This window comes from Cupriavidus sp. FW306-1B-F12B, from assembly GCF_058781795.1.
On record NZ_JBYSXC010000007.1, the window covers coordinates 222,205 to 247,969 of the forward strand.

The following is a 25,765-nucleotide window of genomic DNA, read 5'->3' on the forward strand; positions in this document are numbered from 1 at the left end:
ACAGCTGTACGAAGCCTATCCACCGCTTCGAGCGTTTCACAAGAGCTGAATTGGAGTGGACATTCTAATTGCGCCACTGGCGTGGGGAATCGCACAACAATGTCGCCCGCAGCCTGCATCGAGCAGCCATGCCGGATGCCTGCAACGCAGGACATTGCAGGCTTGCGCGGCCAATACCTCATGACGTGAGGCGCCGTGCCAGCGCGTGCGCATTCTGTGCCGTCAGCGCGAACACCGACAATTGGGGATTGGCCCCCACGCTGGTCGGGAACACCGAGCCGTCGAACACCGACAGGTTGGCCAGCTGGTGGTGGTTGCCATGGCTGTCCACCACGCCGCCGCGCGCATCGTCGCTCATGCCGCAGCCGCCCATCAGGTGCGCGGTGAACAGCGCGGTGCGGAATGGCTTGAGCGGCAGTTGCGCGATGGCGTCGCGCGCCTCGGGCCAGCTGCGGTACTCGGCGGCGTCCAGGTGGGCGGGCCGCACCCGCTCCGCGCCGGCGGCAAACTGCGCCTGCGCCATGCTCAGCCACGCGCGCCGCACGCCGTCCCAGGCGTAGTCGCTCATCTCATAGTCCAGCAGCGGGCTGCCGTCGGCCGCCAGCCGCACGCGCCCGCCCGTGCTCTCTGGCACGAAGCCGTCGCGCAGCAGTGCCAGCATGGCGTTGGTATGGGGCAGTTGCGCCATGTCGCGGCGCAGCGCCTCGCCCACGCCGTTGAGCACGCCCGCGCTGATGCCGGGGAACATCGGCGGCACCTCCAGCTTGTAGCCCATCGGCCCGGTGGCGCCATCCTTCCACTGGAAGTGGTCGGAAGCGATCGACTGCGGTGCGCCATAATAGGGATCAATGCGCTCTGGCATTTTCGCGATACTGATATTCACCGGGTGGATAAACGTGCGCAATCCCAGCCGCTCATGCGGGTCCGGCACGCGCGAGCGCAGCAGCAGCGCCGGCGTGTTGATGGCGCCGCCGGCGGCGATGAAGTGTTTGGCGCGCACGACCACGCCGACGCCGATGGGCGTATAGCCGTCCGCGCCCAGCGCCTCGCCGGTGACCGACTGCACGCGCTTGCCGTCATGGTCCAGCGTGCGCACGCGCACGCGGTGCACCAGCGTCGCGCCGCTGGCCAGTGCCGCGGGAATGGTCGACACCAGCATCGACTGCTTGGCATTGACCGGGCACCCCAGCCCGCAATAGCCGGAGTTCCAGCAGCCCTTCACGTTGCGCGGGATCACGTGCCATTCCCAGCCCAGCGTCGAGCAGCCGCGCTTGAGCACGTCGTTGTTGGGATTGGGCGCCATCGCCCATGGCGCGATGCCTAGGCGCTCTTCCACTCTCTTGAACCATGGGGCCATGTCGGCCTCGCTGTGGCCGGTGACGGCGTGGTGCGTGGCCCAGTGCGCCAGCGTCTGCGGCGGCGTGCGGAAGCTCGATGACCAGTTGACCGTGGTGCTGCCGCCGACGGAGCGGCCCTGCAGGATGGCGATGGCGCCGTCGGCCGTGGTGCGGGCCGCGGCCTCTTGATAGAGCTCGCGATAGGCGCGGTTCTCGTCCATGTCGCGGAAGCTGTCCGAGGTGCGCAGCGCGCCCTCTTCCAGCAGCACCACGCGCAGGCCCGCGCGGCTGAGCGCCTCGGCGCTGATGCCGCCGCCCGCGCCGCTGCCGACGATGACGACGTCGGCATCCAGCGTGCGCGTGGTGGTGAAGGTGGCGGCGTCCAGTACCTTCCAGCCGGCGGCGATGCCGGCGTCGTAGAGATTGTCGATGGCCATGTCGGGGATCAGGCGTGCAGCGCCTTGTAGACGGCCGCGTTCGGGCCGGGATAGCCGCTGCCCGCCCACGCGGCCGGCAACACGTAGTAGCCCACGCTGGTGAGCTTGACCAGCACCACCGCGCCGGCATTGAGCGTGGCCAGGCGGCTGGCGCGCCAGCGCGCCAGGAAGGCCTGCACCTGCGTGGGCGTGGCCGCGCTCCAGTCCTGGCGGATGCCGGTCAGCGCCCAGCGCAGCGGCATGCTGGCAAGCAGGCCGAACAGCTTGCGCAGCTCGGCTTGCGCACCCGCGCCCATCGCAGCGCAGGTCGCGTCGATATTGCGCAGCGCGTCCTGCTCCAGGGCCGCGCGCCGCGGCGGCGGCGCTTCGGCCAGCTCGGTGACGATGGCCGGCAGCAGCGCGCGGAACATCGCCACGTCTTGCGGGCGCAGCCAGGTCATGCCGGCCTGCGGCGCGGGATCTGCCGACGAGCAGCCGGCCAGCGACGGCACCAGCGCGGTACAGGCCAGCGCGGCCGAGAAGCCGAGGCCGACTTTCAGGAAGCCGCGCCGCGTCAGCGCGTGCAGCGCCTCGGCATCGGCATCCGCACGGCGGTGTGGATGATTGGGGGCCATATTGTCTCCATGCGTCGGTCTCTTGTATTCAGGCGGGGGCAGGCCCGCATTGACGCTACCCGGAGTTTGGATAAAGATCGGTGCCCGGTCTTGATCCCGCACGACAGGTGATTTGATGCCACGCGCCAACCAGCCCGACGGCGGTGCCAGTGGTGCGCAAGCGGGCACCGCACTGGGCACCGTCTCGCTCGCCTACCTCCGCGCCGTGCTCGACCACGGCGCGCGCCAGGGCATTGCCCCGGCCGACCAGCTGCGCGCCGTCGGCGTGCCGCCCGAGCTGCTGCACGCCACCGGTGCGCAGACCGCCACGCGCATTCCCGGTGCCGCCTACCTGGCGCTGCTCGACTGGCTGGAGCAGGTCACCGGCGATCCCGATGTCGGCCTGCGCGCCGGCGCCGCCTTCGCGCCGCGCCACTATGCCGAGATGGGCTACGTGGTGCTGACCACGCCCACCGTGCGTGACGCCATCCTGCAAGGCATCCGCTATGAGGTGCTGGCCAACGATATCGGCGGCACCCGCCTGATCGAAACGCCGCAGGCCGCCTGCATGACCTGGGAAGCCCGGCATGGCCCGCTGTCGCGCCATGCGCATGAGTTGCACATGGCAACCTGGGTGGTGTTCGCGCGCTGGCTGATCGGTGAGCAGCACGTGGCCACCCAGGTGGAATTCCCGCATCCCGCGCCGGCCGATACCCGCCTGCATGCCGAGGTGTTCGGCTGCCCCGTGGTCTTCAACGCCGCGCGCCATGCCATGCATATCGACCGGGCCTTGCTCGACCTGCCGTCGCTGCAGGCCGACGCGGGCATGCAGGCGCAGATGACGCGCATCGCCGATACCCAGCTGCAGCAGATCGCGCCGGCCGGGGCCGACGCCTTGGCGCAGGCGCGTGCCTATATCAGCGGGCGGCTGCCGCAGGGCGAACTGCCGATTGCCGACGTGGCCACGCACCTGGGCATGCCCGTGCGCACCCTGCAGCGGCGGCTGCAGGCGCAGGGCATCAGTTATTCACAGCTTGTGGATAACGTGCGGCGCGCGCTGGCGGAGCAGTATCTTGCCGATCCCGGCATCAGCCTGGCGCAGTGCGCGATGCGGCTCGGCTATTCCGAGCAGAGTGCCTTCACCCACGCCTTCAAGCGCTGGACCGGTGAAACGCCGCACGGCTGGCGCCGCAAGGGACAGACGGCCTAGCGCCCCGATATTGCGGCCACGCCTTCGTGATCGGCGAAGCCTGAAAAAATCTCCCGGTTTCAAACGCACGACCGAATCCCACGGCGCAAGCGCCTGCGGGGTGGCATCGCCTTGTTTTATGTGCGTGAAACGCCGCTGGAAATCCCCAGAAATTAGAACCATCCTTCAACTCACGGCATTGACCACCTGCCCTGCGCTTCCTACGATGACATCCATCAATGTCACAATAAACACTGTAATAACGGTGAGGAGCGCCCATGAATGCACCCGCGGAGTTGCCGCAGCAGGCATCCCCTGCCCTTGAGCACACAGACATTGCCATCATCGGCAGTGGCTTTGCCGGCCTCGGCATGGCGATACGGCTGCGCGAGCGCGGCGAGCGCAACTTCCTGATCTTCGAGAAGGCCGGCGCAGTCGGCGGCACCTGGCGCGACAACCATTACCCGGGCTGCGCCTGCGATGTGCAGTCGCACCTGTATTCCTTTTCATTCGCGCCGAACCCGGACTGGTCGCGCATGTTCTCGACCCAGCCGGAGATCCGCGCCTACCTGGAAGGCTGCACCGACCGCTTCGGCCTGCGCCCGCACCTGCGGCTGCACCATGAACTGCGCCACGCCGCCTGGGACGAGGCCGCGCAGGTGTGGCGCCTGGAGATGGCCGACGGCAAGGTGGTGCGGGCGCGCGTGCTGGTCTCCGGCATGGGCGGGCTGAGCCGGCCTTCCTACCCCAATATCCCCGGGCTGGACTCGTTCGAGGGCGAGTGCTTCCACTCGCAGCACTGGAACCACGCCTATGCGCTCGCCGGCAAGCGCGTGGCCGTGATCGGCACCGGCGCCAGCGCGATCCAGTTCGTGCCGCAGATCGCGCCCCAGGTGGCGCAGCTGGACCTGTACCAGCGCACTCCGCCGTGGATCATGCCCAAGCCGGACCGCGAGGTCAGCGCGGCGGAGCGCTGGCTGTTCCGCCGCCTGCCGTTCACGCAGACGCTGGTGCGCACCGGCATCTACTGGATGCTGGAATCGCGCGTGCTGGGCTTCGTGCTGCATCCGAAGATCATGAAGGTCGTGGAGCGCGTCGCGCGCCGCCATCTGGCCAGGCAGGTGCGCGACCCTGCCTTGCGCGCGACGCTGACGCCGGACTACACCATCGGCTGCAAGCGCGTGCTGATCTCCAACGACTACTACCCGGCGCTTGCGCGCGACAACGTGGACGTGGTCACCACCGGCATCGCCCGCGTGGAGCGCGACGCGGTGGTGCTGCGCGACGGCACGCGCCGGCCCGTGGACTGCATCATCCTGGGCACCGGCTTCCATGCCACCGATCCGATGCCGCGCGGCGTGATCTCGGGCCTTGACGGCGTGGACCTGGTCGATGCCTGGCGCGACGGCGCGCAGGCCTACCTGGGCACCACCGTGGCGGGCTTCCCCAACCTGTTCTTCGTGGTCGGCCCCAATACCGGCCTGGGCCACAGCTCGATGGTGTTCATGATCGAGTCGCAGGTGGCCTACATCGTCGACGCCCTGCAGCAGATGCGCCGCGAAGGCGTGCAGGCGGTGGACGTGCGCGAGCCGGTGCAGCGCCGCTTCAACGAACGGCTGCAGGCGCGGCTGGGCCATGCGATCTGGTCCGCCGGCGGCTGCGCCAGCTGGTACATCGACCCGCGCAGCGGCCGCAACACCACGCTGTGGCCGGGCTTCACCTGGCAGTTCCGCCGCGCCACGGCGAGCTTTCGCATGACCGACTACGACCTGTACCCGGTGCGGCGCGCGTTGCCGGACGAGACCGCAATGCAGGCCGGGTCGGCCGATATCGCCACGGTCGCCGGTGCCTGACGCACACGCATTCCCCCCGATTCACACCCAAAAGAACGACATCACCGGAAGGAGACCGGACATGAAGGACTTCCGCAACAAGGTTGCCGCAATCACCGGCGCCGGCTCTGGCATCGGCCGCGCGCTGGCGCTGGCGCTGGCACGGCAGGGCTGCCACCTGGCGCTGTCAGACCGCAACGAGGCCGGGCTGGCGCAGACCGTGGTCCAGGCCATGGCCGCCGCACCGCAGGCCCGCATCACGCAGCACACCGTGGATGTGGCCGACCGCGCCGCGGTCTACGCGTGGGCCGCCGCGGCCGCCGAGGCCCACGGCCGCATCAACCTGATCTTCAACAACGCCGGCGTGGCGCTGTCCAGCACCGTCGAGGGCATGAGCTACGACGACCTGGAATGGATCATGGGTATCAACTTCTGGGGCGTGGTGTATGGCACCAAGGCCTTCCTGCCGTACCTGAAGGCCAGCGGCGACGGCCACGTGGTCAATACATCGAGCATCTTCGGCATCTTCGCCCAGCCCGGCATGGGCGCCTACAACGCCAGCAAGTACGCGGTGCGCGGCTTCACCGAATCGCTGCGGCAGGAACTGGACCTGATGGACTGCGGCGTGTCGGCCACCACCGTGCACCCGGGCGGCATCAAGACCAATATCGCCCAGGCCAGCCGTGTGTCATCCAGCGTCAACGGCTTCCTGGTGCGCGACGCCCAGCATGGCAAGGATGAGTTCGAGAAATTCTTCATCACTTCGCCCGACAAGGCCACGCGCGTGATCCTGGAAGGCGTGCGCCGCAACCGCCGGCGCGTGCTGATCGGACCCGACGCCTACGCCGCCGATGCCATGGCGCGGCTGCTGCCCGCTGCCTACCAGTCGCTGGTGGTGCGCGAGACGCGCCGCAAGCGCGATCTGGGCCCCGTTGCCGCACCGGCCTCGGTCGGCCAGGGAGAGCGCCCGTGAACCGGCTTGCGATCGAACAGGATGCTGCGCTGCTGGCGCCACCGGGGGCACTGACGCGCTGGTTCGGGCAGGGCCGCGTAGGGCTGTTCAGCCTGTCGCGCGCCACGCTGGCGCAGCGCCATGCGCTGCCGGCCTCGCGCTGGGTGCGCGTGCTCGATGCGATGGTGCACTACACCGATGAAGGCCCCGCCGACGGCGACACCCTGGTGCTGATCCACGGCTTCGCCGCTTCGCTGCATACGTGGCAGGGGATGGTGCCGATGCTGGCGCAGCGCTATCGCGTGCTGCGGCTCGACATCGCCCCGTTCGGGCTGACCGGGCCGCTGCGCGATGCGCGCGGGCGCATCGAAACCATGGACGTGCACCGCTACCGCGATTTCATCGATGCCTTCCTGGCCGCGGTGAACGTGCGCCGCGCCAGCATCATCGGCAACTCGCTGGGCGGGCTGATCGCGTGGGACCTGGCGGTGCGCCGGCCCGATGCGGTCGACAAGCTGGTGCTGATCGACGCCGCCGGCTTCCCGATGCGGCTGCCGATCTACATCGACCTGTTCCGCCATGCGCCGGTGCGCTGGTCGGCACCGTGGATGCTGCCCGAGTTCATCATCCGCGCCGCCACGCGCGACGTCTATGGCGACGCCTCGCGCGTGCCGGAATCCACCTTCCGCCGCTACGTCGATTTCTTCTACGCCGAAGGCAGCCGCGAGGCCGTCGGCAAGATGGTGCCCAGGCTGGACTTTGCCCAGCTTGACACCCACCTGCTCGGCAGCGTGCGCGCGCCCACGCTGGTGCTGTGGGGCGAGCGCGACCGCTGGATCCCGCCCGCGCACGCGCAGGCCTTCACCGAGCGCATCCCCGGCGCGCAGCTGCGCCGCTACGCGGGGCTTGGCCACGTGCCGATGGAAGAAGACCCGCAACGCGTGGCGGCAGACCTGCTGCCATTCCTCGCCAGCCAATGAATTGCGCCGGCGCAGCGCGCGCCGGCCGTCACCCAAGGAGACCGCCATGATGCCAGTCCGCCGCGACGTGCATCCCCACCTGCCGCCAGAACGCATCAGCGACTGGCACGAACGGGGCCGTCACGTCACCCATTTCATCAACGCGCTGTCGATCTTCTTCCCCGCCGGGGAGCGCTTCTTCATGGACAGCGTGCGCAACTACCGCGACCAGGTGAAAGACCCCGAACTGAGCCGCGCCATCGCCGGCTTTATCGGCCAGGAAGCGATGCACACGCGCGAGCACATCCTCTACAACCGGCTGATGGAAGACGCCGGCCTGCCCGCCGCGGCGCTGGACCGCACGGTGTGGAAGCTGCTGGACCTGCTGCGCAAGATCCTGCCCAAGTCGTGGCAGCTGGCCCATACCATCGCGCTGGAGCACTACACCGCGATGCTGGCCGGCGGCCTGCTGCAGGATCAGCGCCACATGGGCGCGGCCTCCGAGACCGGCTACCGGCAGGTGTGGACCTGGCACGCGCTGGAAGAAACCGAGCACAAGGCGGTGGCCTACGATGTCTGGAACACGGTGATGAAGCCCGGCCCCTACCGCTACTTCCTGCGCACCTTCACCATGCTGACCACCACCGTGACGTTCTGGGCCATGGTGTTCGTGTTCCACATCGCGCTGGTGATGGGCGACAAGGGCTGCCGCAACAAGCTGACCGGGTTTGGCAGCGTGCTGCGCTTTTTGTGGGCCTCGCCCGCGGTGCTGCCCAAGATGATCCCGGAATGGCTCAGCTACTTCCGCCCCGGCTTCCATCCGTGGGACGACGACAACCGCGCCGAGCTGGCGCGCATCGCCCCGCTGGTCGAAGAAATCGAAAACACCGCGCGCGCCGCCGGTGTCTCCACCCGAGCGCCCTCGCTGCGGGGGGCCGCATGACCATCTGGCAGTGCCGTATCTGTGGATTCGTTTATGAAGAAGCGCTCGGCATGCCCGAGCACGGGATCGCGCCCGGCACACCGTGGGGCGCGGTCCCGCTGGAGTGGAGCTGCCCGGACTGCGGCATGGCGAAAGCGGATTTCGACATGGTTGCGCTATAGGCGGGCGGTGATCAACGAGGGGTGATGGCTGTCAGCGCCCCGATCCGCCAAACAAAAAGCCCGGCATCACTGCCGGGCTTTTCACGTGCCGCAACCTGCAACAGCTTCAGCTCTTCGCCACCACTGCCGCCTTGCCCTTGCCGAGCATGCGGTTGATCTGCCATTGCTGCGCAATCGACAGAATGTTGTTCACCACCCAGTACAGCACCAGGCCGGCCGGGAAGAAGAAGAACATCACCGAGAACACCAGCGGCATGATCATCATGACCTTGGCCTGCACCGGGTCCGGCGGGGTCGGGTTCAGCTTGGTCTGCACAAACATCGACACGGCCATCACGATCGGCAGGATGTAGAACGGATCCGGCACCGACAGGTCATGGATCCAGCCCAGCCACGGCGCGCCGCGCATTTCCACCGACGACAGCAGCACCCAGTACAGCGCGATGAACACCGGGATCTGGATCACGATGGGCAGGCAGCCGCCGAGCGGGTTGACCTTCTCGGTCTTGTACAGCCCCATCATCTCCTGGTTCATCTTCTGCGGGTCGTTCTTGTAACGCTCGCGGATCGACGTCATGCGCGGCTGCAGGTCCTTCATCTTGCCCATGGACTTGTAGCTTGCCGCCGACAGCGGGAAGAACACCAGCTTGATCAGCACCGTCAGCGCGATGATCGACCAGCCCCAGTTGCCCAGGAAGCCGTGCAGCTTCTCCAGCAGCCAGAACAGCGGCTTGGCCAGGATGGTCAGCCAGCCATAGTCCTTCACCAGCTCCAGGCCCGGGGCGATCTTCTCGAGCATGTGCTCTTCCTGCGGACCGGCGAACAGGCGTGCATCGGTGGTCACCGTGGCGCCCGGGGCCAGTTCACCCAGCGGCTGCTGCACGCCCACGCGGTACAGGTGCGGGTCGATCTGCTGGACGTAGAAGCTGTGCTCCTTGCCGGTCTGCGGGATCCAGGCCGAGGCAAAGTAGTGCTGCACCATCGCCACCCAGCCATTGTTGGCGGTGGCCGGCACGGTGGCCTTGCCCTTGGCGATGTCTTCGAAGTCGATCTTGTGGTACTTGTCGGCGTCGGTGTAGACGGCAGGGCCGGTGAAGGTGCTGTAGAACTGCGACTGCTCGACCTTGCTGCCGTCGCGCGCCAGTTCCAGGTACAGCGTCGGCGAGACCGGCGCGGCACCCGCGTTGGTCACCGCGAACTTGGTGTCGACCACATAGCTGCCCTTGCGGAACACATAGGTCTTGACCAGCTTCACGCCGTTCTTCTCGGCGGTCAGCGCCACTTCCAGCTGCTCGGCGCCGTCCAGCGTGCGCGGGCCCGGGGCGGCGGTGAACACCGTGGTGTGGTTGGGCAGGTCGCCGCCGATCAGGCCCGAGCGTGCCATGTAGGTGCGCACGTTGTCGCGCTCAAACAGCACCACCGGCTTGCCGTCCTTCTCATGCTCCTTGAGCAGCTCCAGGCGCGACACGATGCCGCCGGCGGTGTCGATCTCGGCGCGCACCGTGTCGGTGGTCACCACGACCTTCTCGCCGGTGGGCTGGGCCGCGGCCTGCGGCGCGGCCGGGGCAGCGGTACCCGCTGCGCCTGGCGCCACGTTGGCCTTGGGCACGTCGCCCTGCGCGGCAGCGCCGCTGGCGGCGGGCGCCGAGGCGGCCTGTTGGGTCGTGCTCGGGAAGAACATCGACGCATGGCCTTGGGAGCGCTGCCAGTTGTCGTAGAGCAGCACGAGGGACATCGAGAAGATGACCCAGAGGATGGTGCGTTTGATATCCATGTCTGGCTGTGGTCGGAGAAATCAGGGTCTGGGCAGACGGATCGCCACAGGCGCATGGCCTGCGGCGGCATGGACGGAACGGCCCGCGTGGGTGTCCGGCCTGGCAGTGTCGTCAGCTTCCGTGCCCGGCACGGGATCATACCCGCCTTGGGCGAAAGGATGGCAGCGGCACAGCCGGCAGGCGGCCATCCAGCTGCCGCGCGCGGCGCCGTAGTGGATGACGGCGTCGCGGGCGTACTCGGAACAGGTCGGCAGGAAGCGGCACTGCGAGCCCAGGTAGGGACTCAGGGCGATCTTGTAGATACGCAGCAGGGCTAGCAGGATTCGCTTCATGGCAGGCGGTTCAGGCCGGAAGGCCTGGTGGCAGGCTTTGCGAGGGGCTCGCCGGTGGCGCCGCGGGTGGCGGTGCCGAGGGCGAGGCAGGCGGTGCGGGTGGCGGCAGCGGCTTGGCCGCTACGTCGAGCAGGCTGGCGATTTCAGCCGCGCATGCCCTTCGGACCGCCGCGCGCGTCGCAAATTCCGCGCGCGGAAACTTGGCTTGCAGGCGCAGCAGCACGTCGCGCCCCGCCAGGTGCTCACGGCGCTGGCGGAACAGCTCGCGCGCCATGCGCTTCACCAGGTTGCGCTCAGCCGCGCGCGGCGCGAACTTCTTGCCGACCACCACGCCAAGCCGTCCTTCCGGACGGTCATTGGCGCGCACATAGAGCACGAAATGCGGGCTGCGCCGCCGGGGCCGCAAAGCAAAAACGGATGAAAACTCATCCGTCTTTGTTAGCCTCGCGGCTTTGGGGAAAGCATGGGCTGACACGCTGGGTGACACTGGCGAGCGCTGGCGAATACTACTGCTGGCGCAAAAGCGGCGCCCTGCGGCAAGCTGCCGGCCGACCTGAAGCCGAGGCGGTGGGCATTGACGGCTGCGCGGCACGGCTGCGGTACGCTGCAGCCGGCGCCGGGCGCGCCGTCAGGCCGGTCGCCCGGGCCTCAGATGGCCAGGCGCTTGCGGCCCTTGGCGCGACGTGCGTTGATGACGGCACGGCCGCCGCGGGTCTTCATGCGCACGCGGAAACCGTGGGTACGCTTGCGGCGGGTAACGGAAGGTTGGTAGGTACGTTTCATGTTGCACTCTCTGGTTGATCTTGGCTCGCCCGACTCCGGCCGGTGCCGGGGTGCCGTGGCCGCCGCGTATGGTTCGCATGGGGCTGCCGCTTGCGAGGAACTGCAGCGGCGTATCCGACGATTCTGGTTCTGTCTTGCTGCCGGCCGTGCTTACGCGTGTGCAGGTAGCTAACCTGTTAGCGCGGACGGCACGAACAGGCCAGACCGGCGATGCGCATACGTGATCCCCTGCCGCATCGCAGAACCCGCCATTTAAACGATTTTCTCCGGCGCTGTCAAGGCGCAAGTCTGTGTGCAAGGGCACAATTGCCACAGCGCCCTGTGGCCCGTGGTGCCCCATTGTCCACAACAGCCGGTGGGTAACTGCATGTGTCCCAAAGGCCACCTCCAGCGCAGTCATCCACAGGCGAAGTCCCTGTTTTGCCTGAGATTTTGCCCGTTTCCACACCCCGCAAAGCCGCATCACAGCAAGGGTTGTGCACACAAATCCACCGCATTTGCACAAGTTGTCCACAGACTTATCCTTTGTGGATAACTCAGCGGCGGGTATACAATCCGGGTCCAAACACAACACGGGCTGCGTGGCGCAGGCGCAACCCGGGCCCCCACCGCGGCAACGCATGACTGAACGCACGCCAGTGCGGCGAGCCTGAAGGCTCGCTGGCGGCTGCATGGCATGCCGCGGAGGCCTAGCCGAAGGGAATTAATTCCCAATACGGCTGGGGCGGCCCGGATAGCGCGGCATATACGCCGCTTGTGGCGTGCCCGGGCTGCTGAAGAAGCGGACCCGGGTGCGATTACCAAACAACAAACAATGCAAGATTTCTGGCAGGCGGCAGCAGCGCAACTAGAGCGCGAGCTGACGCCGCAACAGTTCAAAACGTGGATCAAGCCGCTGGCGCCCGTTGCGTTCGATGAAGAAACGCACGCGCTGCGCATCGCCGCGCCCAACCGTTTCAAGCTGGACTGGGTCAAGAGCCAGTTTTCGGGGCGCATCACCGCACTGGCCTGCGAGTACTGGGAAGCGCAGGTCAGCGTCCAGTTCGTGCTGGATCCCGCCGCGTCGGGCCGTGCCGCTGCCTATATGCAGCCGGCCCAGCCCGGCATGGGCCCGGGCGGCATGGACGGCCACGCAGCACCGGGTACGGGCATGGCCGGCTATCCCGGCGCCCAGCCGATGGGCGGCCAGGCCCCGTTTGCCATGCCCGGCCAGCCCGGCTATGGCGAATACCCCACCGCAGCCGCGTACGGCATGAGCCAGCCGCAGTACGGCAATCCGGCCGGCATGCCGTCCGCCGCCCCGGTCCCGGCCGGCGCGCGCGGCCAGGCTCCGGGCCTGGGCGGCCAGCACCCCGGCCAGCATCACCCGCAGCACGGCGCCGACATGGGCGAGATCGACGTGGTCCACATGGACCCCGCCGAGGCCAGCGCCCGCTCCTACCGCGTGCAGCCGCAGCAACCCCAGCAGCCGCACCCGTCGCATCAGTCCCACCTGCAGGTGGGCGGCGCCACGCCGATGCCCGGCCACCAGCCCAGCGACACGGTGCATGAGCGCTCGCGCCTGAACCCGATCCTGACCTTTGACAACTTCGTCACTGGCAAAGCCAACCAGTTGGCAAGGGCCGCGGCCATCCAGGTGGCCAACAACCCGGGCAAGTCGTACAACCCGCTGTATCTCTATGGTGGCGTGGGCCTGGGCAAGACCCACCTGATCCACGCCATCGGCAACTACATGCTGCTGGAGAACCCGCGCGCGCGCATCCGCTACATCCACGCCGAGCAGTACGTGTCCGACGTGGTCAAGGCGTACCAGCGCAAGGCGTTCGACGAGTTCAAGCGCTACTACCACTCGCTGGACCTGCTGCTGATCGACGATATCCAGTTCTTCTCCGGCAAGAACCGCACGCAGGAAGAGTTCTTCTATGCCTTTGAGGCCCTGATTGCCAACCGGGCGCAGGTGATCATCACCAGTGATACCTACCCGAAGGAAATCAGCGGCATCGACGACCGCCTGATCTCGCGCTTCGACTCCGGCCTGACCGTGGCCATCGAGCCGCCAGAGCTGGAAATGCGCGTGGCCATCCTGATGAAGAAGGCCGCCGCGGAAAGCGTCAACGTGCCCGAAGAGGTTGCCTTCTTCGTCGCCAAGCACCTGCGCTCAAACGTGCGTGAGCTGGAAGGCGCGCTGCGCAAGATCCTGGCCTTCAGCAACTTCCACGGCAAGGACATCACCATCGAGGTGACGCGCGAGGCGCTGAAGGACCTGCTGACCGTGCAGAACCGCCAGATCTCTGTGGAGAACATCCAGAAGACCTGCGCGGATTTCTACAACATCAAGGTCGCTGACATGTACTCGAAAAAGCGGCCTGCCAATATTGCACGGCCGCGCCAGATTGCGATGTACCTGGCCAAGGAGCTGACGCAGAAGAGCCTGCCCGAAATCGGCGAGCTCTTTGGCGGCCGCGACCACACCACCGTGCTGCACGCCGTGCGCAAGATTGCCGACGAACGCAGCAAGGACGCGCAGCTCAACCATGAGCTGCACGTGCTGGAGCAAACGCTCAAGGGTTGATGCATGGCCGGTGCCCGGGATGCCCCGGGAAAGGCGTTTTGAAGGGCCGGCCCCTCGGGGCTGGCATACTGTAGGGTGCGCGCCACGGACATCCCGTGGCGCCTGGGGAATTAACGTCAGCGACGCCGGGGCAAGTGTCCGGAAAATGGCCACTGATAAGGCTTTGCGGTGAGTCGGGACGGGATGGCAAGTACGGTTTGCGCCAGCGTGGCTTTTTGTGCACAGCTGGCCCGCCCGCCGGTCCCGCCCCGCTTCACCGCAGCGGCTTATCCTTGGTACAATGGCACATTAACTCCTTGATTCCTAAGTGAATTCGGAGCTATTTGCGTTCTGCGGTCGCCGATTACAAACGACGAAGGATAAATTCAATGCAATTGGTCAAAACCTCGCGAGACAACCTGCTGCGTCCGCTGCAAATCGTGAGCGGCATCGTGGAGCGCCGCCACACCCTCCCGATCCTGGCCAATCTGCTGATTCGCAAGTCCGGGTCCAACGTTTCCTTCCTCTCGACCGACATCGAGATCCAGATCACCACGCATGCGGAATGCGGCGTCGGCAGCGACAGCGTTGCCACCACCGTTGCCGCGCGCAAGCTGCTGGACATCCTGCGCGCCATGCCTGACGGCGACGTGGCCCTGTCGCTCAACGACAAGCGCATGACCGTGCAATCCGGCAAGAGCCGCTTTGCCCTGCAGACGCTGGCCGCAGAGGAATTCCCCACCGTTGCCGAAGCCAGCGAATTCAACGCCAGCGTCAGCCTGCCGCAGAAGACCTTCAAGCACCTGCTGGCGATGGTCCACTTCGCCATGGCGCAGCAAGACATCCGCTACTACCTGAACGGCATGCTGCTGGTGGTGGAAGGCAAAAAGGTGATGGCAGTCGCCACCGACGGCCACCGCCTGGCGTACTGCGGCGTTGAGCTGGAAACCGAAGCTGCAGGAGTGGGCGCGCGCCAGGAAGTCATCATCCCGCGCAAGACCATCCTGGAACTGCAGCGCCTGCTGGAAGACAACGACGATCCGGTGCAGGTGCAGCTGGCCGCCAACCAGGTCAAGTTCACGTTCGCCAATATCGAACTGATCTCCAAGCTGGTGGAAGGCAAGTTCCCCGACTTCCAGCGCGTGATCCCCAAGGGCTACAAGAACGCCTTCGCGATCGACCGCGTGCAGCTGCAGCAGGCGCTGCAACGCACTGCGATCCTGACCACCGACAAATTCAAGGGCGTGCGCTGCATCCTGGACACGCACATGCTCAAGATCAGCTCCACCAACGCCGACCAGGAAGAGGCGCAGGAAGAGCTGGAACTCGATTACTCGGGCGACGCGCTCGATATCGGCTTCAACGTGACCTACCTGCTCGACGTGCTTGCCAACCTGAAGACCGAGCAGGTGCAGGTCAGCCTTGGCGACTCGAATTCGAGTGCGCTGATTACCGTGCCGGAAGACGACAACTTCAAGTACGTCGTCATGCCGATGCGCATCTGATGATCCGGTAACAGGACTACAGATACAGAGATACCGGAGCAGCAAACGGCACGCTACGACACCCGCCTCATCGCGGGACGTCTCTTCGCAGCGGGGGCAGGATCGAAAACGATCTGCCCCTTTTGCCGTTTTTAGTAACCCGCCATGCGGAAAGCCAGACGCCCTGCCAATGTGCCGGCGCGGCCAGGTTTTCGCATCAGCCGTTGAGTAGAAAGACATGACCGAACAGCAGAAACCGCAACAGGAAAACACCTACGGAGCCTCTTCGATCCAGATCCTGGAAGGCCTGGAGGCGGTACGCAAGCGCCCGGGCATGTATATCGGCGACACCTCCGACGGCACCGGCCTGCACCACCTGGTGTTTGAGGTGCTGGACAACTCCATCGACGAAGCGCTGGCCGGCTACTGCACCGAGATCCAGGTCACCATCCACAGCGACAACTCGATCTCCATCGTCGACAACGGCCGCGGCATCCCGCCCCTGGTCAAGTTCGACGACAAGCACGAACCCAAGCGCAGCGCGGCGGAAATCGCCATGACTGAGCTGCACGCCGGCGGCAAGTTCAACCAGAACAGCTACAAGGTATCCGGCGGCCTGCACGGCGTGGGCGTGTCCTGCGTGAACGCACTGTCCAAGTGGCTGCGCCTGACCGTGCGCCGCGATGGCCAGGTGCACCTGATCGAATTCGCCAAGGGCGACGTGCAGAACCGCATCGTCGAGACCGTGCCCGGCCCTGACGGCCAGCCCGTTGAAGTCTCGCCGATGAAGATCATCGGCGCCACCGACAAGCGCGGCACCGAAGTCCACTTCCTGGCCGACGAAGAGATCTTCACCAACGTCGAGTTCCACTACGAGATCCTCTCCAAGCGCATCCGCGAGCTCTCGTTCCTGAACAACGGCGTGCACATCAAGCTGGTAGACCAGCGCACCGGCAAGGAAGAAGACTTTGCCTTCTCCGGCGGCGTGAAGGGTTTTGTCGAATACATCAACCGCTCCAAGAGCGTGCTGCACCCCAACATCTTCTATGCCAATACCGAAAAAGACGGTATCGCCGTGGAAGTGGCCATGCAGTGGAACGACGGCTACAACGAGCAGGTGCTCTGCTTCACCAACAACATCCCGCAGCGCGATGGCGGCACCCACCTGACCGGCCTGCGCGCCGCGATGACCCGGGTCATCAACAAGTACATCGAAGAAAACGAAGTCGCCAAGAAAGCCAAGGTGGAAACCACCGGCGACGACATGCGCGAAGGCCTGTCGTGCGTGCTCTCCGTCAAGGTGCCCGAGCCCAAGTTCAGCTCGCAGACCAAAGACAAGCTGGTCTCGTCCGAAGTGCGCCTGCCCGTGGAAGAACTCGTCGGCAAGGCCCTGAACGACTTCCTGCTGGAAACCCCGGGCGACGCCAAGATCATCTGCGGCAAGATCGTAGACGCCGCCCGTGCCCGCGAAGCCGCCCGCAAGGCCCGCGAAATGACCCGCCGCAAGGGCTTGATGGACGGCATGGGCCTGCCCGGCAAGCTGGCCGACTGCCAGGAAAAAGACCCCGCCCTGTCAGAACTCTTCCTGGTAGAGGGCGACTCCGCAGGCGGCTCCGCCAAGCAAGGCCGCGACCGTAAGTTCCAGGCCATCCTGCCGCTCAAGGGCAAGATCCTGAACGTAGAGCGCGCCCGCTTCGACAAGATGCTGTCCAGCCAGGAAGTGCTGACGCTGATCACCGCGCTGGGCACCGGCATCGGCAAGGACGACTACAACCTGGAAAAGCTGCGCTACCACCGCATCATCATCATGACCGACGCGGACGTGGACGGCTCACACATCCGCACGCTGCTGCTGACGTTCTTCTACCGGCAGATGCCTGACATCATCGAGCGCGGTTATGTGTATATCGCGCAGCCGCCGCTGTACAAGATCAAGCATGGCAAGGAAGAGCGGTATATCAAGGATGATGTCGAGCTCAATGCTTATCTGTTGAAGCTGGCGATGGAGAAGGCTGTGCTGGTGCGGCCGGATGGGTCGGAGATCAATGGGGATGCGTTGACTGAGTTGGCGCGGCAGTATCAGTTGACTGAGGGGGTGATTTCTCGGCTGTCACGCATTGTTGATACCGATGCCCTGCGGGCGATTGCTGATGGGGTGGCGCTGGATCTGGATAGTGCGGCGGCTGCTGAGGCGTCTGCTGTGGCGTTGAAATCTAAGTTGGCTGAGATGCATGCTAAGACGTTGATTGGGGCTGCGGTCAACGACGACGGTACTGCCGATGTCTATGCTCAGTTCGACGAAAAGACCGACAAGCACCGCCTGATGATTGCGCGGCGTCACCATGGCAACGTGCGGCTGTCGCACCTGGACGCGGACTTTGTCCACGGCGCGGATTACGCGGCGCTGTCCAATGCGGCCAAGACGTTCCAGGGGCTGACGCCCGAGGGGACCAAGGTGCAGCGCGGGGAAGGGGACAAGCTGAGGGATCAGACTGTCAATGACTTCCATGGGGCGATGCAGTGGTTGCTTTCGGAGGCGGAGCGTGGGGTTTCTCGTCAGCGGTATAAGGGGCTGGGGGAGATGAACCCGGAGCAGCTGTTTGAGACTACGCTGGATGTCACCCAACGACGGCTGCTGAAGGTGCAGATTGAGGATGCTATTGCAGCTGACCAGATATTCACCACCCTTATGGGGGATGAGGTGGAGCCGCGTAGGAACTTCATCGAATCTAATGCGTTGGTGGCAAGGAATATTGATGTTTGATCGTGTCGGATGATGCGGGGAAACGGAATTCGTGAGACTAGGGCACCTTTTGTGAGACTGGGGATGCAAAAATAGTGAGACTACCCGGACTCAGCTCGTTTTATTGCGAAACCTCGATCGGTGCCGAGAATTGGAATCTCCAGTAAGTCTTGTGCCGAGTTCGAGCTCCTGATTCGCCACCATCTATTTGAAAAGCCGCGATCCCGCAAGGGTTCGCGGCTTTTTGCTTTGGTATTGCTGCTGAAGGTGTCACACACGGAGGCCTTGTGGCTGGCGATTTCCTGCAGCGGTCGCGACATGGAACGATGTTCATGTTCCGGAGAGGTGGTGGCGGAAATTCGGACAGTCGGCTAAGTGGAATAGCTGGGGTCTGAGCCAGCCATAATGGCGGGCATAAAGGACCCAGAAGATGACGAAACGAAGCAGACGGACCCACTCCGCGACCTTCAAGGCCAAGGTGGCCATGGCCGCGCTCAAGGGCGACAAGACGCTGGCGGAGCTGGCCCTGCAGTACGACGTGTACCCGAGCCAGATCACGGAGTGGAAGCAGCAATTGGCGGAGCATGCCGCGGACGTGTTCGGCGGCAAAACCAAGGCCGCGGCCGAGCCGCCGGTGGACGTGAAGGCGCTACATGCAAAGATCGGCCAATTGACGCTGGAGAATGATTTTTTAGAAGGCGCGCTCAGCAAGGCGGGATTGCTGAGCGGAAAGCGAAGATTGACCGTGAGCACCCGCTGCCGGTGAGTCGCCAGGTCAAGCTGGTAGGCATTGCTCGATCGAGCGCCTACTACCAGCCGCGTCCGGTCAGCGACGTGGATTTGAAGCTGATGCGCTGGATCGACGAACTGCATCTGGAGCATCCCTTCGCAGGCGCACGCATGCTGGCCCGCCTGTTGCGGCGAGAGCGCATCCAGGTCGGCCGTCGGCACGTGGGCACGCTGATGAAGCGAATGGGCATCGAGGCGCTGCATCGCCGGCCGAACACGAGCCGCAAGCACGCGGCGCACAAGATCTGGCCGTATCTACTGCGCGAACGGAAGATCGACCGGGTCAACCAGGTGTGGACGCTGGACACGATCTACATCCCGATGGCGCGCGGCTTTGTGTACCTGACGGCTGTGGTGGACTGGGCCAGCCGCCGGGTGCTGGCCTACCGGGTGGGCGCCCTTTGTGGGTGGCCAGACAGAACTCCGCCCCCAGAAGCCGGACCATCTCCAAGGTCTCGGTGCCGCGCCATAGGAGCCCATATGCCATTGAACTTCTTCCGGCTTAACCATGTTGACGAGGCTGCGCTAGCCGCCATCGTGGCATCGCGCGGGCTTGCTGGAGCAGATCCGACGGGGGCCGCCGAACTGGCCCCGCGCTTGCGGATCGGTGACCACGTCTTGGTGGGCCGCTGGGACGCCGCCCGCGAGTTGGGCTTGGTCCGGCTCATCGGCCGCGTGGCGACCGTCGGCGAAAGCCCTACGGTCGCGTGGGCCCAGGCGGACGTCAAGCTGCGCCCCCAGAGCTTCGGGAAGAAGTTCTGGGCAACCAAGCCGCAGTTTCGCTTCGCCGACACGGTAGTCGATCGCTACATGCTTGCGGTCATTTGCGAGGAGGCGCTCGCGGACGTCAAAGGCGCCCCGCCGATGCCAGTGGACGCCCCCTCCCAGCGTGGGACACGCTCAGCAGCCGCAGGCAGATCAAGCGCGAACCGCCCCGATCGCGACGACCCAGGCCATGTCTACCTGATCAGCTCGCCGCACGGCTACAAGATCGGCAAGTCACGTCGCCTCCCCGATCGCCTTCGGCTCTTCGGCGTGAAGCTGCCCTTCCCCATTGAGTTGGTGGCAGCCGGCTGGTGCGCAGACCACTCTGCTGAGGAGGCCCGGCTACATGCCCTTTACCACGCCAAGCGGCTCGAGGGGGAGTGGTTCGCGCTTGACCCTGTCGACGTCGATGCCTTGCGGAAGCAGCTGAGTGGACGGGAACCGGGAGCAGATGCGGTGTCTGGACATTGACCGGTCGTCCGCACTCCCCTCAAGTTAGTTCCCCTTCGTGTAAGCGAGCGCTCGCATAGCGCGAGCTGCCACTCGCTTATCTCCAGATGAAGCCGAGATCGAACACAACGACATACCACCCATCTTTCGGATTCCCTGCACAGCAATGGCGGAATATGCTTTTCGGCAGCCTCATACCGCTCAACCCGGTGCCTTCCCGCATAAGACCGGCTCGGCGGGGACAAGCTGCGATATCTATTCCAAGGGGAGTCTGCTTTGTCGATACTGCTGGAAATTCAAAAGTGGTCCCAAGGACTGCCAGGCTGGCAACAGCATGCCATCACGCAGCTCTATGCTAAGGGGGACCTTGACGACAACGATTACGAGGATCTGTATGCCTTACTAAAGGCTGAGCATGGAATACCCGATCCCAAGAATCGAGTGGCTGCAAAGCTTGAGGCAGCGCAGGTAGCCGCGCCTCAAGCGTCGAACCGGCGCGTGCAGCTTGCCGGAATCAAGAACTTGTTCAACGTCAATGCATTGGCCGAGAACCAAGACCTCTCCATTAGTCAGACCGGACTTACCATTATCTATGGTCCAAACGGAGCAGGAAAATCTGGTTATTCCCGTGTGTTGAAGAAGGCCTGTCGGGCGCGCGACCAGCGTGAGCCGATCTTGCCCAACGCTAAGGAAGCAGCCGGAAAGAAGAATTCTGCGCAAGCCACGTTTGACCTGCTTATTGATGGTATGCCCCTACAGGTCAAATGGACCAATGGGCAAGAAGCGCCCGAGCAACTGTCGGCGCTCTCCATCTTTGACTCCCATTGCGCGCGCGCATACGTCGACAACCAAGGAGACTTCGCATATTCACCCTATGGACTAGACATTCTCGAAGGCTTGGTTAGCGCCTGCGGAAAATTGCGTGCAATGTGTGGAAAGGACCTCGCAGCCGCTACGCCGAATACCGCCCCGTTCGCGACCCTTAGCAAAGCCTCGACGGCGGTCGGCAAGTTGCTCTCCACGCTGTCACACCGCACCAAAATTGACGAAGTTGAGGCGCTCGCGAATTTGTCGGATGCAGAGAATGAACGGCTGGCCATCCTGGCCAAGACCCTTGCGGAAGCAGATCCGAAGCAAAAGGCACAGAACCTGCGCAACCGTGCGAGCCGAATTGCCGGCTTGGTCCAGCGAGTTAAGGATGCCATTGCGATAATTGACGAGGCAAAGGTAAAAGCCCTCAAAGAACACGTCGACAACGCTCGCGCTACCAAGGCAGCCGCAGAGCTTGCCGCAAATACTTTCAGGGAAACACCTGGCTTGCTGCCTTGCACTGGCGGCGAAGCATGGAAGACTCTCTTTGAGGCTGCTAGGACGTTCGCCGCGGAGTCCCACCCTCATAAGATTTTTCCCCATCTAGGCCCCGAATCTTCCTGCCCACTGTGTCAGAACCCATTAGGTGCTGATGGTGCAGCCAAGCTCCTAGCGTTTGACGCCTTCATTCAACAAGCCGCTGAGAAGGCCGCCAGGGTAGCCAGACAAAACGCTATTGCCGCATATCGTGAAATTGAGGAGGCTACCCTCGATCTGCGCATTGACCAGCCCCTGTTCCAGGAGCTGGAAGAGAGCTTAGCCACTTCAGGAGAAGCCTGTCGTGCGCTGCAAGACGTTCTGATTGCTCGGCGATCGGCCGTGCTCAATGCCACCAAGGCCGATGGAAACTGGCTCGCAGTCCCTGTGCTTCCCAACGACCCCCGTGAGATTCTGGAGGCAATTCGAACACGCCTCGTAACAGAGGCACAGGCGCTTGAGCAATCGGGGGACGCCAAGACCAGACTTCAATTGGCCTCCGAGCATGCCGAATTCGATGCGCGACAGAAACTCGCAGACATGAAGGCAAGCGTAATCGAGGCTATCGGAAAGTTCGCCCTATCCAAGAGACTGCAAGCATGCTCCAACGCGACCGCCACCATGGGCATCTCCCGTAAGGCGACAGAGCTTACCAAGATCATGGCGACGCCAGAGGTCGCTCGTATTCTCAATGAAGAATTACGTGCGCTTGATGTCCACGAGCTTCAGGTGGTTATGAAGAATGCCTCTCCGCAAGGCAAGACACAATTCAAACTGGCCCTTGAGCATCCTGGCGGCGGTTCGCCAGAATCCATCCTCAGTGAAGGCGAACAAAGAGCGATCGCGATTGCCGCCTTTCTCACGGAAGTTGGTCTCGGAGGCGGCAACGGTGGGCTCATCTTTGATGACCCTGTCTCCTCTTTAGATCATCGGCGTCGTTGGCATGTTGCACGGCGCCTGGCGATTGAGGCCACCCGGCGACAGGTAATTGTTTTCACTCACGACATTTACTTCCTATGCATCCTCGAACAGGAAGCCGATAACGCCGGCGCGAGCTACTTGGCACAATGCATTCGCAAGAGTGCTGCAGGGTACGGCGTGCCTACCGACCGACTACCGTTTGACACGCTCAGCACGTCGAAACGCGTAAAGGCCTTGCGGGTAATGCATGAGACAGTCGCGAAAGCACACAAGGCCGGCGAAGAGGAAGAAGCGCGGCGTCTATCGCGGGATGCCTACTATCATCTGCGGCTGGCGTGGGAACGCGGCGTTGAAGAAGTTCTGTTTCAAGGCGTCGTCACCCGTTTCGGGGAGGGAATATCCACCCAAATGCTTCGCTATGTCGCCGTCGAGGATGACGACTACTCCACCGTTCACGCTGGCATGACCAAGAGTTCCAAGTTCGCCCACGACCCGGCCGCAGCAGCTAACCTGCCAACACCGCATCCGGACGAGCTACGGTGTGACATTGAGGCCCTTGAAGAATGGCGTGATTCAATCGAGAAGCGAAAGAAGGTAATCGAGGCGAGACGGTCCTAGTAGCCAAGCGCTACCCAAAATATTGCGCCAAGAGCGCGGAGAAAACAGCCTCCGCGCCCGCGATCGCTTCATGCTGTAGTCGCTGCAAGGCCATTACTTGATCAACCTTCTTGGCAAACGCCTCCTGCACGTTAGCACTCGGCAGCGGAATCTCAAGTTTCCGACACTGCTCCAGACTGATGTTCAACTGACGAACACCAACAGGCAACTTCAGAATTTCGGGTAGCACCAGAGGGCTTCGCAGCGCATGAAGTAAGAAGTGTGGATGCAATCCAGGCCTTGCGCGAAATATGGCAAGAGCCTGATTTACATTCCACTCCGGATACGTATCGGGAACAACTCCAATTCGGCCGAGTGGCGGGCCAACAATGTTCATCAGCACATCGCCCGGCCTCACAATTGACCGAGCCAGTGCCCCCCTATGTAGCTCCTCGGAAATATAGGCGGGCTGCTTGGCAAAATGGATGCTGCCATTGTCTGTAATGTGAAGGACCTTCAGGAACGGAACGCGTCCGACTTGATAATCACTCGACAAATCAGCAGACTTTGGCGTCGTCCCTTTTGTGATGAATTCGCAGACATCCCCACATTTTCTGAACTCGGAACGAGGCAACGATCCAAACATATCCGAGAAAAACGCTGGAATCAGTTCTGCTGCCCTCCTCTGCGCCTCCCGTCGCAGCCGCACAATACCGTCAGCTCTGGACAAAAGATCAACGATCTTGCATTGCACGGCAAGGCTGGGCAACGGCAATGGCAAGTCGAAAATGAAGCCCATATCGGCTCGTGGCATACGAGCACCAGCGGCTTTCTCTGAAATACGAGAAACGACTAGGGGCGAGCGCAAGAAATATGCAAGATAGCGTCTATCTAGGGGCTCGCATGGCACCAATGGGATGATCTCGGTGGAACACTTCCCATTAAAATCCGGCAACCCGACCTTGTTGAGGTATGGCCGTAGCTTTCCATAGAGGACATGCTGTGGACCAAATCGAAAGCTATTCGCTTGCGGCACTTCAGGCGTCTTAGATAGCTCGCCACTCTGAAACAGTCCGGTGTTTGCCTCGATCGACTCTAACCCGATGTATCGCAGTTCCCCACACTCTCCCGGCTTTATCGATTTTCGATCTTGCCGGCAAATGTCACCAAGTCTGACTAGACGTGCTTCTGTCATGCGGACTGCTCCGCCAAACCTGCACGCAATGCCTCAATTTCCTCGGCGATCTCAGACTCAATCGCAGCAAGCTCATCCAAGATTTCGCGTGGATCACGGTGCTCCACCTGAGTCTGGCTCATCGGTCGGTAGCGTGCCGCCGAAAGATTAAACTCATTGGATCGCAAAGCAGCCAAATCAGCGAACCACCATTTGCTTGTCCACTCGACCTCGAATTCGCGCGAATGCCACTCCCCCCACCGCTCCTCGCGCGCGGCAAAGGTCGCCATCAGCGTTGCTAGGTCATCGGCGTCAATCGGCGTATCGTGATTTGCATCCAGCTTGTAGCCATCGTCGTCGGCATGCAGGAACAGCACTCGCTCAGTGCTGCCACCCTTGCGGAAGAACAACACTGAGGTCTTGACGCCGGAATACGGCTGAAACACACCACCGGGCAGCGACAGCACCGCCTCCACCCTGTTGTTCTCGATCAACTGACGGCGCAACTCCTTGTGCGCCCCGGTCGACCCGAACAGCACTCCCTCGGGCACGATCACGCCGCAGCGTCCACCAAACCGCAGGCTGTCCATCATGTATTTGAGGAACAACAGCTCAGTTGCCGTCGAGGTGCCAACCTTCACGTCATCTACAATGCGGTCCTTATCCACCCGCCCTGAGAACGGTGGATTGGCGAGAATCACGTGGTAGCCCTCTGCTGGTTGCCCCAGCTCCGCCTTACGCTCGCTATCCAGCGTGGTGGTCAGGACATTGCGCAGCAGAATCGGCACATTGGGCAGTCCCCGCAGTGTCAGATTCATCGTTGCCAAGCGCACCATTTTCGGGTCTACATCATTGCCGAAAAAAGTCGCGTTTTGCAGCGCTGTGTTCTGTGCCGCCGATAATCGATCCCCCAGCCCGCGCTGCATGCGCTTGCCATCCAATTCCACCTCCTGAATGAGCTTGGGCGACGAGTTGGCGAGCCGGATATGGTTGTAGGCAGCCACCAGAAATCCGGCCGTGCCGGCGGCTGGATCGTAGATGGTCTCGCCCACGCGCGGGTCGATCATTTGCACGATCGCACGGATGATATGGCGTGGCGTGCGGAACTGGCCGAGCTCACCGGCCTGCTTGATCTGCCGCAGCACGTGCTCGAACAGATCCCCTTTGGTATCTGCATCAGCCTGGTCAAGCCGCAGCCCATCCACAAGGCTAACCACCTGAGCCAGCACGGTCGGCTCGTCGATGTTCAAACGCGCGCCCCGCATAAAGTTGTGCGCGGCACCCTCACCCAGTTCATTGACGAAGGCAAACACCTCGTCGCGCACGAAGCGCACCAGAGCTTCGCCCGCCATGCCCTTGGCCCACACGGACCAACGCAGACGCTCGCGCGGGATGGTCTTGTCCTTCTTGTTGAGCGCATTCAAAGGGTTGCGTAGCGTCCATTCCCCATCGAACAGGCTCACGTAGGCCTGTTTCAGCACTTTGGCGCGCTGCTGATTCTCTTTGTCGATGCCTTCTAGAAGGTAGAAGAAGAAAAGAAACGACAACTGCTCCGCATTGCTAACTGGATCGGGGTAGCCTCCGCCGAACAGGTAGTCACGAATCTGGTCGATCGACCGCCGCATGTCGGGGGTCAATGGCATAGAACAAA

19 protein-coding genes and 1 pseudogene are annotated in these 25,765 nt (G+C 63.6%); 12 read left to right on the forward strand and 8 right to left on the reverse strand.

Annotation, left to right across the window (positions count from 1 at the left end):
* Positions 1 to 178 precede the first annotated feature (178 nt).
* The gene (locus AC3WLE_RS14615; RefSeq protein ID WP_492356868.1) at positions 179 to 1,774 is read right to left on the reverse strand and encodes a GMC family oxidoreductase; all 1,596 of its coding nucleotides are present in this window, start codon (positions 1,772 to 1,774) and stop codon (positions 179 to 181) included.
* A gap of 8 nt (positions 1,775 to 1,782) precedes the next feature.
* A complete protein-coding gene (locus AC3WLE_RS14620) occupies positions 1,783 to 2,388 on the reverse strand; it encodes a hypothetical protein (protein WP_492352310.1) in 606 nt (201 codons plus the stop codon).
* Between the two features lie 115 nt (positions 2,389 to 2,503).
* Between AC3WLE_RS14620 and AC3WLE_RS14625 the strand changes: the two genes are divergently transcribed.
* The 6 genes from AC3WLE_RS14625 to AC3WLE_RS14650 all read left to right on the forward strand — a co-directional run bounded on the left by AC3WLE_RS14625 (position 2,504) and on the right by AC3WLE_RS14650 (position 8,403).
* Positions 2,504 to 3,577: an AraC family transcriptional regulator gene (locus tag AC3WLE_RS14625; RefSeq protein ID WP_492356869.1), complete on the forward strand. Its 1,074-nt coding sequence runs from the start codon at positions 2,504 to 2,506 to the stop codon at positions 3,575 to 3,577.
* Between the two features lie 257 nt (positions 3,578 to 3,834).
* Entirely contained in the window at positions 3,835 to 5,409 is a 1,575-nt protein-coding gene (locus AC3WLE_RS14630; RefSeq protein WP_492356870.1) for a flavin-containing monooxygenase, read from the forward strand.
* A 61-nt stretch (positions 5,410 to 5,470) separates the two neighbouring features.
* Positions 5,471 to 6,361, forward strand: coding sequence for an SDR family NAD(P)-dependent oxidoreductase (locus tag AC3WLE_RS14635; protein ID WP_492356871.1), 891 nt, complete (start codon positions 5,471 to 5,473; stop codon positions 6,359 to 6,361).
* The gene (locus tag AC3WLE_RS14640; RefSeq protein WP_492356872.1) at positions 6,358 to 7,320 is read left to right on the forward strand and encodes an alpha/beta fold hydrolase; all 963 of its coding nucleotides are present in this window, start codon (positions 6,358 to 6,360) and stop codon (positions 7,318 to 7,320) included. The genes AC3WLE_RS14635 and AC3WLE_RS14640 overlap by 4 nt, the downstream gene beginning before the upstream one ends.
* A gap of 46 nt (positions 7,321 to 7,366) precedes the next feature.
* The gene (locus AC3WLE_RS14645) at positions 7,367 to 8,242 is read left to right on the forward strand and encodes a metal-dependent hydrolase (protein WP_492356873.1); all 876 of its coding nucleotides are present in this window, start codon (positions 7,367 to 7,369) and stop codon (positions 8,240 to 8,242) included.
* Positions 8,239 to 8,403: a rubredoxin gene (locus AC3WLE_RS14650; RefSeq protein WP_035817912.1), complete on the forward strand. Its 165-nt coding sequence runs from the start codon at positions 8,239 to 8,241 to the stop codon at positions 8,401 to 8,403. The genes AC3WLE_RS14645 and AC3WLE_RS14650 overlap by 4 nt, the downstream gene beginning before the upstream one ends.
* 106 nt (positions 8,404 to 8,509) lie before the next feature.
* Here the strand turns inward: AC3WLE_RS14650 and yidC are convergent, their stop codons facing one another.
* From yidC to rpmH, 4 genes are all read right to left on the reverse strand, one after another.
* Positions 8,510 to 10,177: a membrane protein insertase YidC gene (yidC, locus tag AC3WLE_RS14655; protein ID WP_492356874.1), complete on the reverse strand. Its 1,668-nt coding sequence runs from the start codon at positions 10,175 to 10,177 to the stop codon at positions 8,510 to 8,512.
* Between the two features lie 21 nt (positions 10,178 to 10,198).
* Positions 10,199 to 10,510, reverse strand: a complete 312-nt coding sequence (gene yidD, locus AC3WLE_RS14660) for a membrane protein insertion efficiency factor YidD (RefSeq protein WP_492356875.1) — start codon at positions 10,508 to 10,510, stop codon at positions 10,199 to 10,201.
* 10 nt (positions 10,511 to 10,520) lie between these two features.
* A complete protein-coding gene (rnpA, locus tag AC3WLE_RS14665; protein ID WP_492321353.1) occupies positions 10,521 to 10,985 on the reverse strand; it encodes a ribonuclease P protein component in 465 nt (154 codons plus the stop codon).
* 173 nt (positions 10,986 to 11,158) lie between these two features.
* Positions 11,159 to 11,293 (reverse strand): 50S ribosomal protein L34, encoded by a 135-nt coding sequence (gene rpmH / locus AC3WLE_RS14670; protein WP_008650850.1) that lies wholly within the window; start codon positions 11,291 to 11,293, stop codon positions 11,159 to 11,161.
* An 814-nt stretch (positions 11,294 to 12,107) separates the two neighbouring features.
* Between rpmH and dnaA the strand changes: the two genes are divergently transcribed.
* The 6 genes and pseudogenes from dnaA (at position 12,108) to AC3WLE_RS14700 (ending at position 22,961) form a co-directional block, all read left to right on the forward strand.
* Entirely contained in the window at positions 12,108 to 13,865 is a 1,758-nt protein-coding gene (gene dnaA, locus AC3WLE_RS14675) for a chromosomal replication initiator protein DnaA (protein WP_492356876.1), read from the forward strand.
* A 368-nt stretch (positions 13,866 to 14,233) separates the two neighbouring features.
* A complete protein-coding gene (gene dnaN / locus AC3WLE_RS14680; protein ID WP_492356877.1) occupies positions 14,234 to 15,349 on the forward strand; it encodes a DNA polymerase III subunit beta in 1,116 nt (371 codons plus the stop codon).
* 217 nt (positions 15,350 to 15,566) lie between these two features.
* Positions 15,567 to 18,092, forward strand: coding sequence for a DNA topoisomerase (ATP-hydrolyzing) subunit B (gyrB, locus tag AC3WLE_RS14685; protein ID WP_492356878.1), 2,526 nt, complete (start codon positions 15,567 to 15,569; stop codon positions 18,090 to 18,092).
* A gap of 409 nt (positions 18,093 to 18,501) precedes the next feature.
* Positions 18,502 to 19,253: pseudogene (locus AC3WLE_RS14690) on the forward strand (IS3 family transposase); the annotation flags it as partial.
* On the forward strand, positions 19,251 to 20,096 hold the full coding sequence (locus tag AC3WLE_RS14695; RefSeq protein WP_492356898.1) for a GIY-YIG nuclease family protein: 846 nt from the start codon (positions 19,251 to 19,253) through the stop codon (positions 20,094 to 20,096). The pseudogene AC3WLE_RS14690 and the gene AC3WLE_RS14695, both read left to right, overlap by 3 nt.
* A 255-nt stretch (positions 20,097 to 20,351) precedes the next feature.
* On the forward strand, positions 20,352 to 22,961 hold the full coding sequence (locus tag AC3WLE_RS14700; RefSeq protein ID WP_492356879.1) for an AAA family ATPase: 2,610 nt from the start codon (positions 20,352 to 20,354) through the stop codon (positions 22,959 to 22,961).
* 10 nt (positions 22,962 to 22,971) lie between these two features.
* Here the strand turns inward: AC3WLE_RS14700 and AC3WLE_RS14705 are convergent, their stop codons facing one another.
* Positions 22,972 to 24,135, reverse strand: a complete 1,164-nt coding sequence (locus AC3WLE_RS14705; RefSeq protein ID WP_492356880.1) for a restriction endonuclease subunit S — start codon at positions 24,133 to 24,135, stop codon at positions 22,972 to 22,974.
* A complete protein-coding gene (locus tag AC3WLE_RS14710) occupies positions 24,132 to 25,757 on the reverse strand; it encodes an HsdM family class I SAM-dependent methyltransferase (protein WP_492356881.1) in 1,626 nt (541 codons plus the stop codon). The genes AC3WLE_RS14705 and AC3WLE_RS14710 overlap by 4 nt, the downstream gene beginning before the upstream one ends.
* Positions 25,758 to 25,765: the final 8 nt, after the last annotated feature.

Excerpts from the sequence above, each read along its gene's own strand:
- dnaN (WP_492356877.1), top strand. The coding sequence starts at position 14,234 with ATGCAATTGGTCAAAACCTCGCGAGACAACCTGCTGCGTCCGCTGCAA.
- AC3WLE_RS14710 (WP_492356881.1), bottom strand. The coding sequence starts at position 25,757 with ATGCCATTGACCCCCGACATGCGGCGGTCGATCGACCAGATTCGTGAC.
- AC3WLE_RS14705 (WP_492356880.1), bottom strand. The coding sequence starts at position 24,135 with ATGACAGAAGCACGTCTAGTCAGACTTGGTGACATTTGCCGGCAAGAT.
- AC3WLE_RS14650 (WP_035817912.1), top strand. The coding sequence starts at position 8,239 with ATGACCATCTGGCAGTGCCGTATCTGTGGATTCGTTTATGAAGAAGCG.
- yidD (WP_492356875.1), bottom strand. The coding sequence starts at position 10,510 with ATGAAGCGAATCCTGCTAGCCCTGCTGCGTATCTACAAGATCGCCCTG.
- AC3WLE_RS14635 (WP_492356871.1), top strand. The coding sequence starts at position 5,471 with ATGAAGGACTTCCGCAACAAGGTTGCCGCAATCACCGGCGCCGGCTCT.
- AC3WLE_RS14645 (WP_492356873.1), top strand. The coding sequence starts at position 7,367 with ATGATGCCAGTCCGCCGCGACGTGCATCCCCACCTGCCGCCAGAACGC.
- AC3WLE_RS14625 (WP_492356869.1), top strand. The coding sequence starts at position 2,504 with ATGCCACGCGCCAACCAGCCCGACGGCGGTGCCAGTGGTGCGCAAGCG.
- rpmH (WP_008650850.1), bottom strand. The coding sequence starts at position 11,293 with ATGAAACGTACCTACCAACCTTCCGTTACCCGCCGCAAGCGTACCCAC.
- AC3WLE_RS14615 (WP_492356868.1), bottom strand. The coding sequence starts at position 1,774 with ATGGCCATCGACAATCTCTACGACGCCGGCATCGCCGCCGGCTGGAAG.
- dnaA (WP_492356876.1), top strand. The coding sequence starts at position 12,108 with ATGCAAGATTTCTGGCAGGCGGCAGCAGCGCAACTAGAGCGCGAGCTG.
- gyrB (WP_492356878.1), top strand. The coding sequence starts at position 15,567 with ATGACCGAACAGCAGAAACCGCAACAGGAAAACACCTACGGAGCCTCT.
- yidC (WP_492356874.1), bottom strand. The coding sequence starts at position 10,177 with ATGGATATCAAACGCACCATCCTCTGGGTCATCTTCTCGATGTCCCTC.
- AC3WLE_RS14620 (WP_492352310.1), bottom strand. The coding sequence starts at position 2,388 with ATGGCCCCCAATCATCCACACCGCCGTGCGGATGCCGATGCCGAGGCG.
- AC3WLE_RS14630 (WP_492356870.1), top strand. The coding sequence starts at position 3,835 with ATGAATGCACCCGCGGAGTTGCCGCAGCAGGCATCCCCTGCCCTTGAG.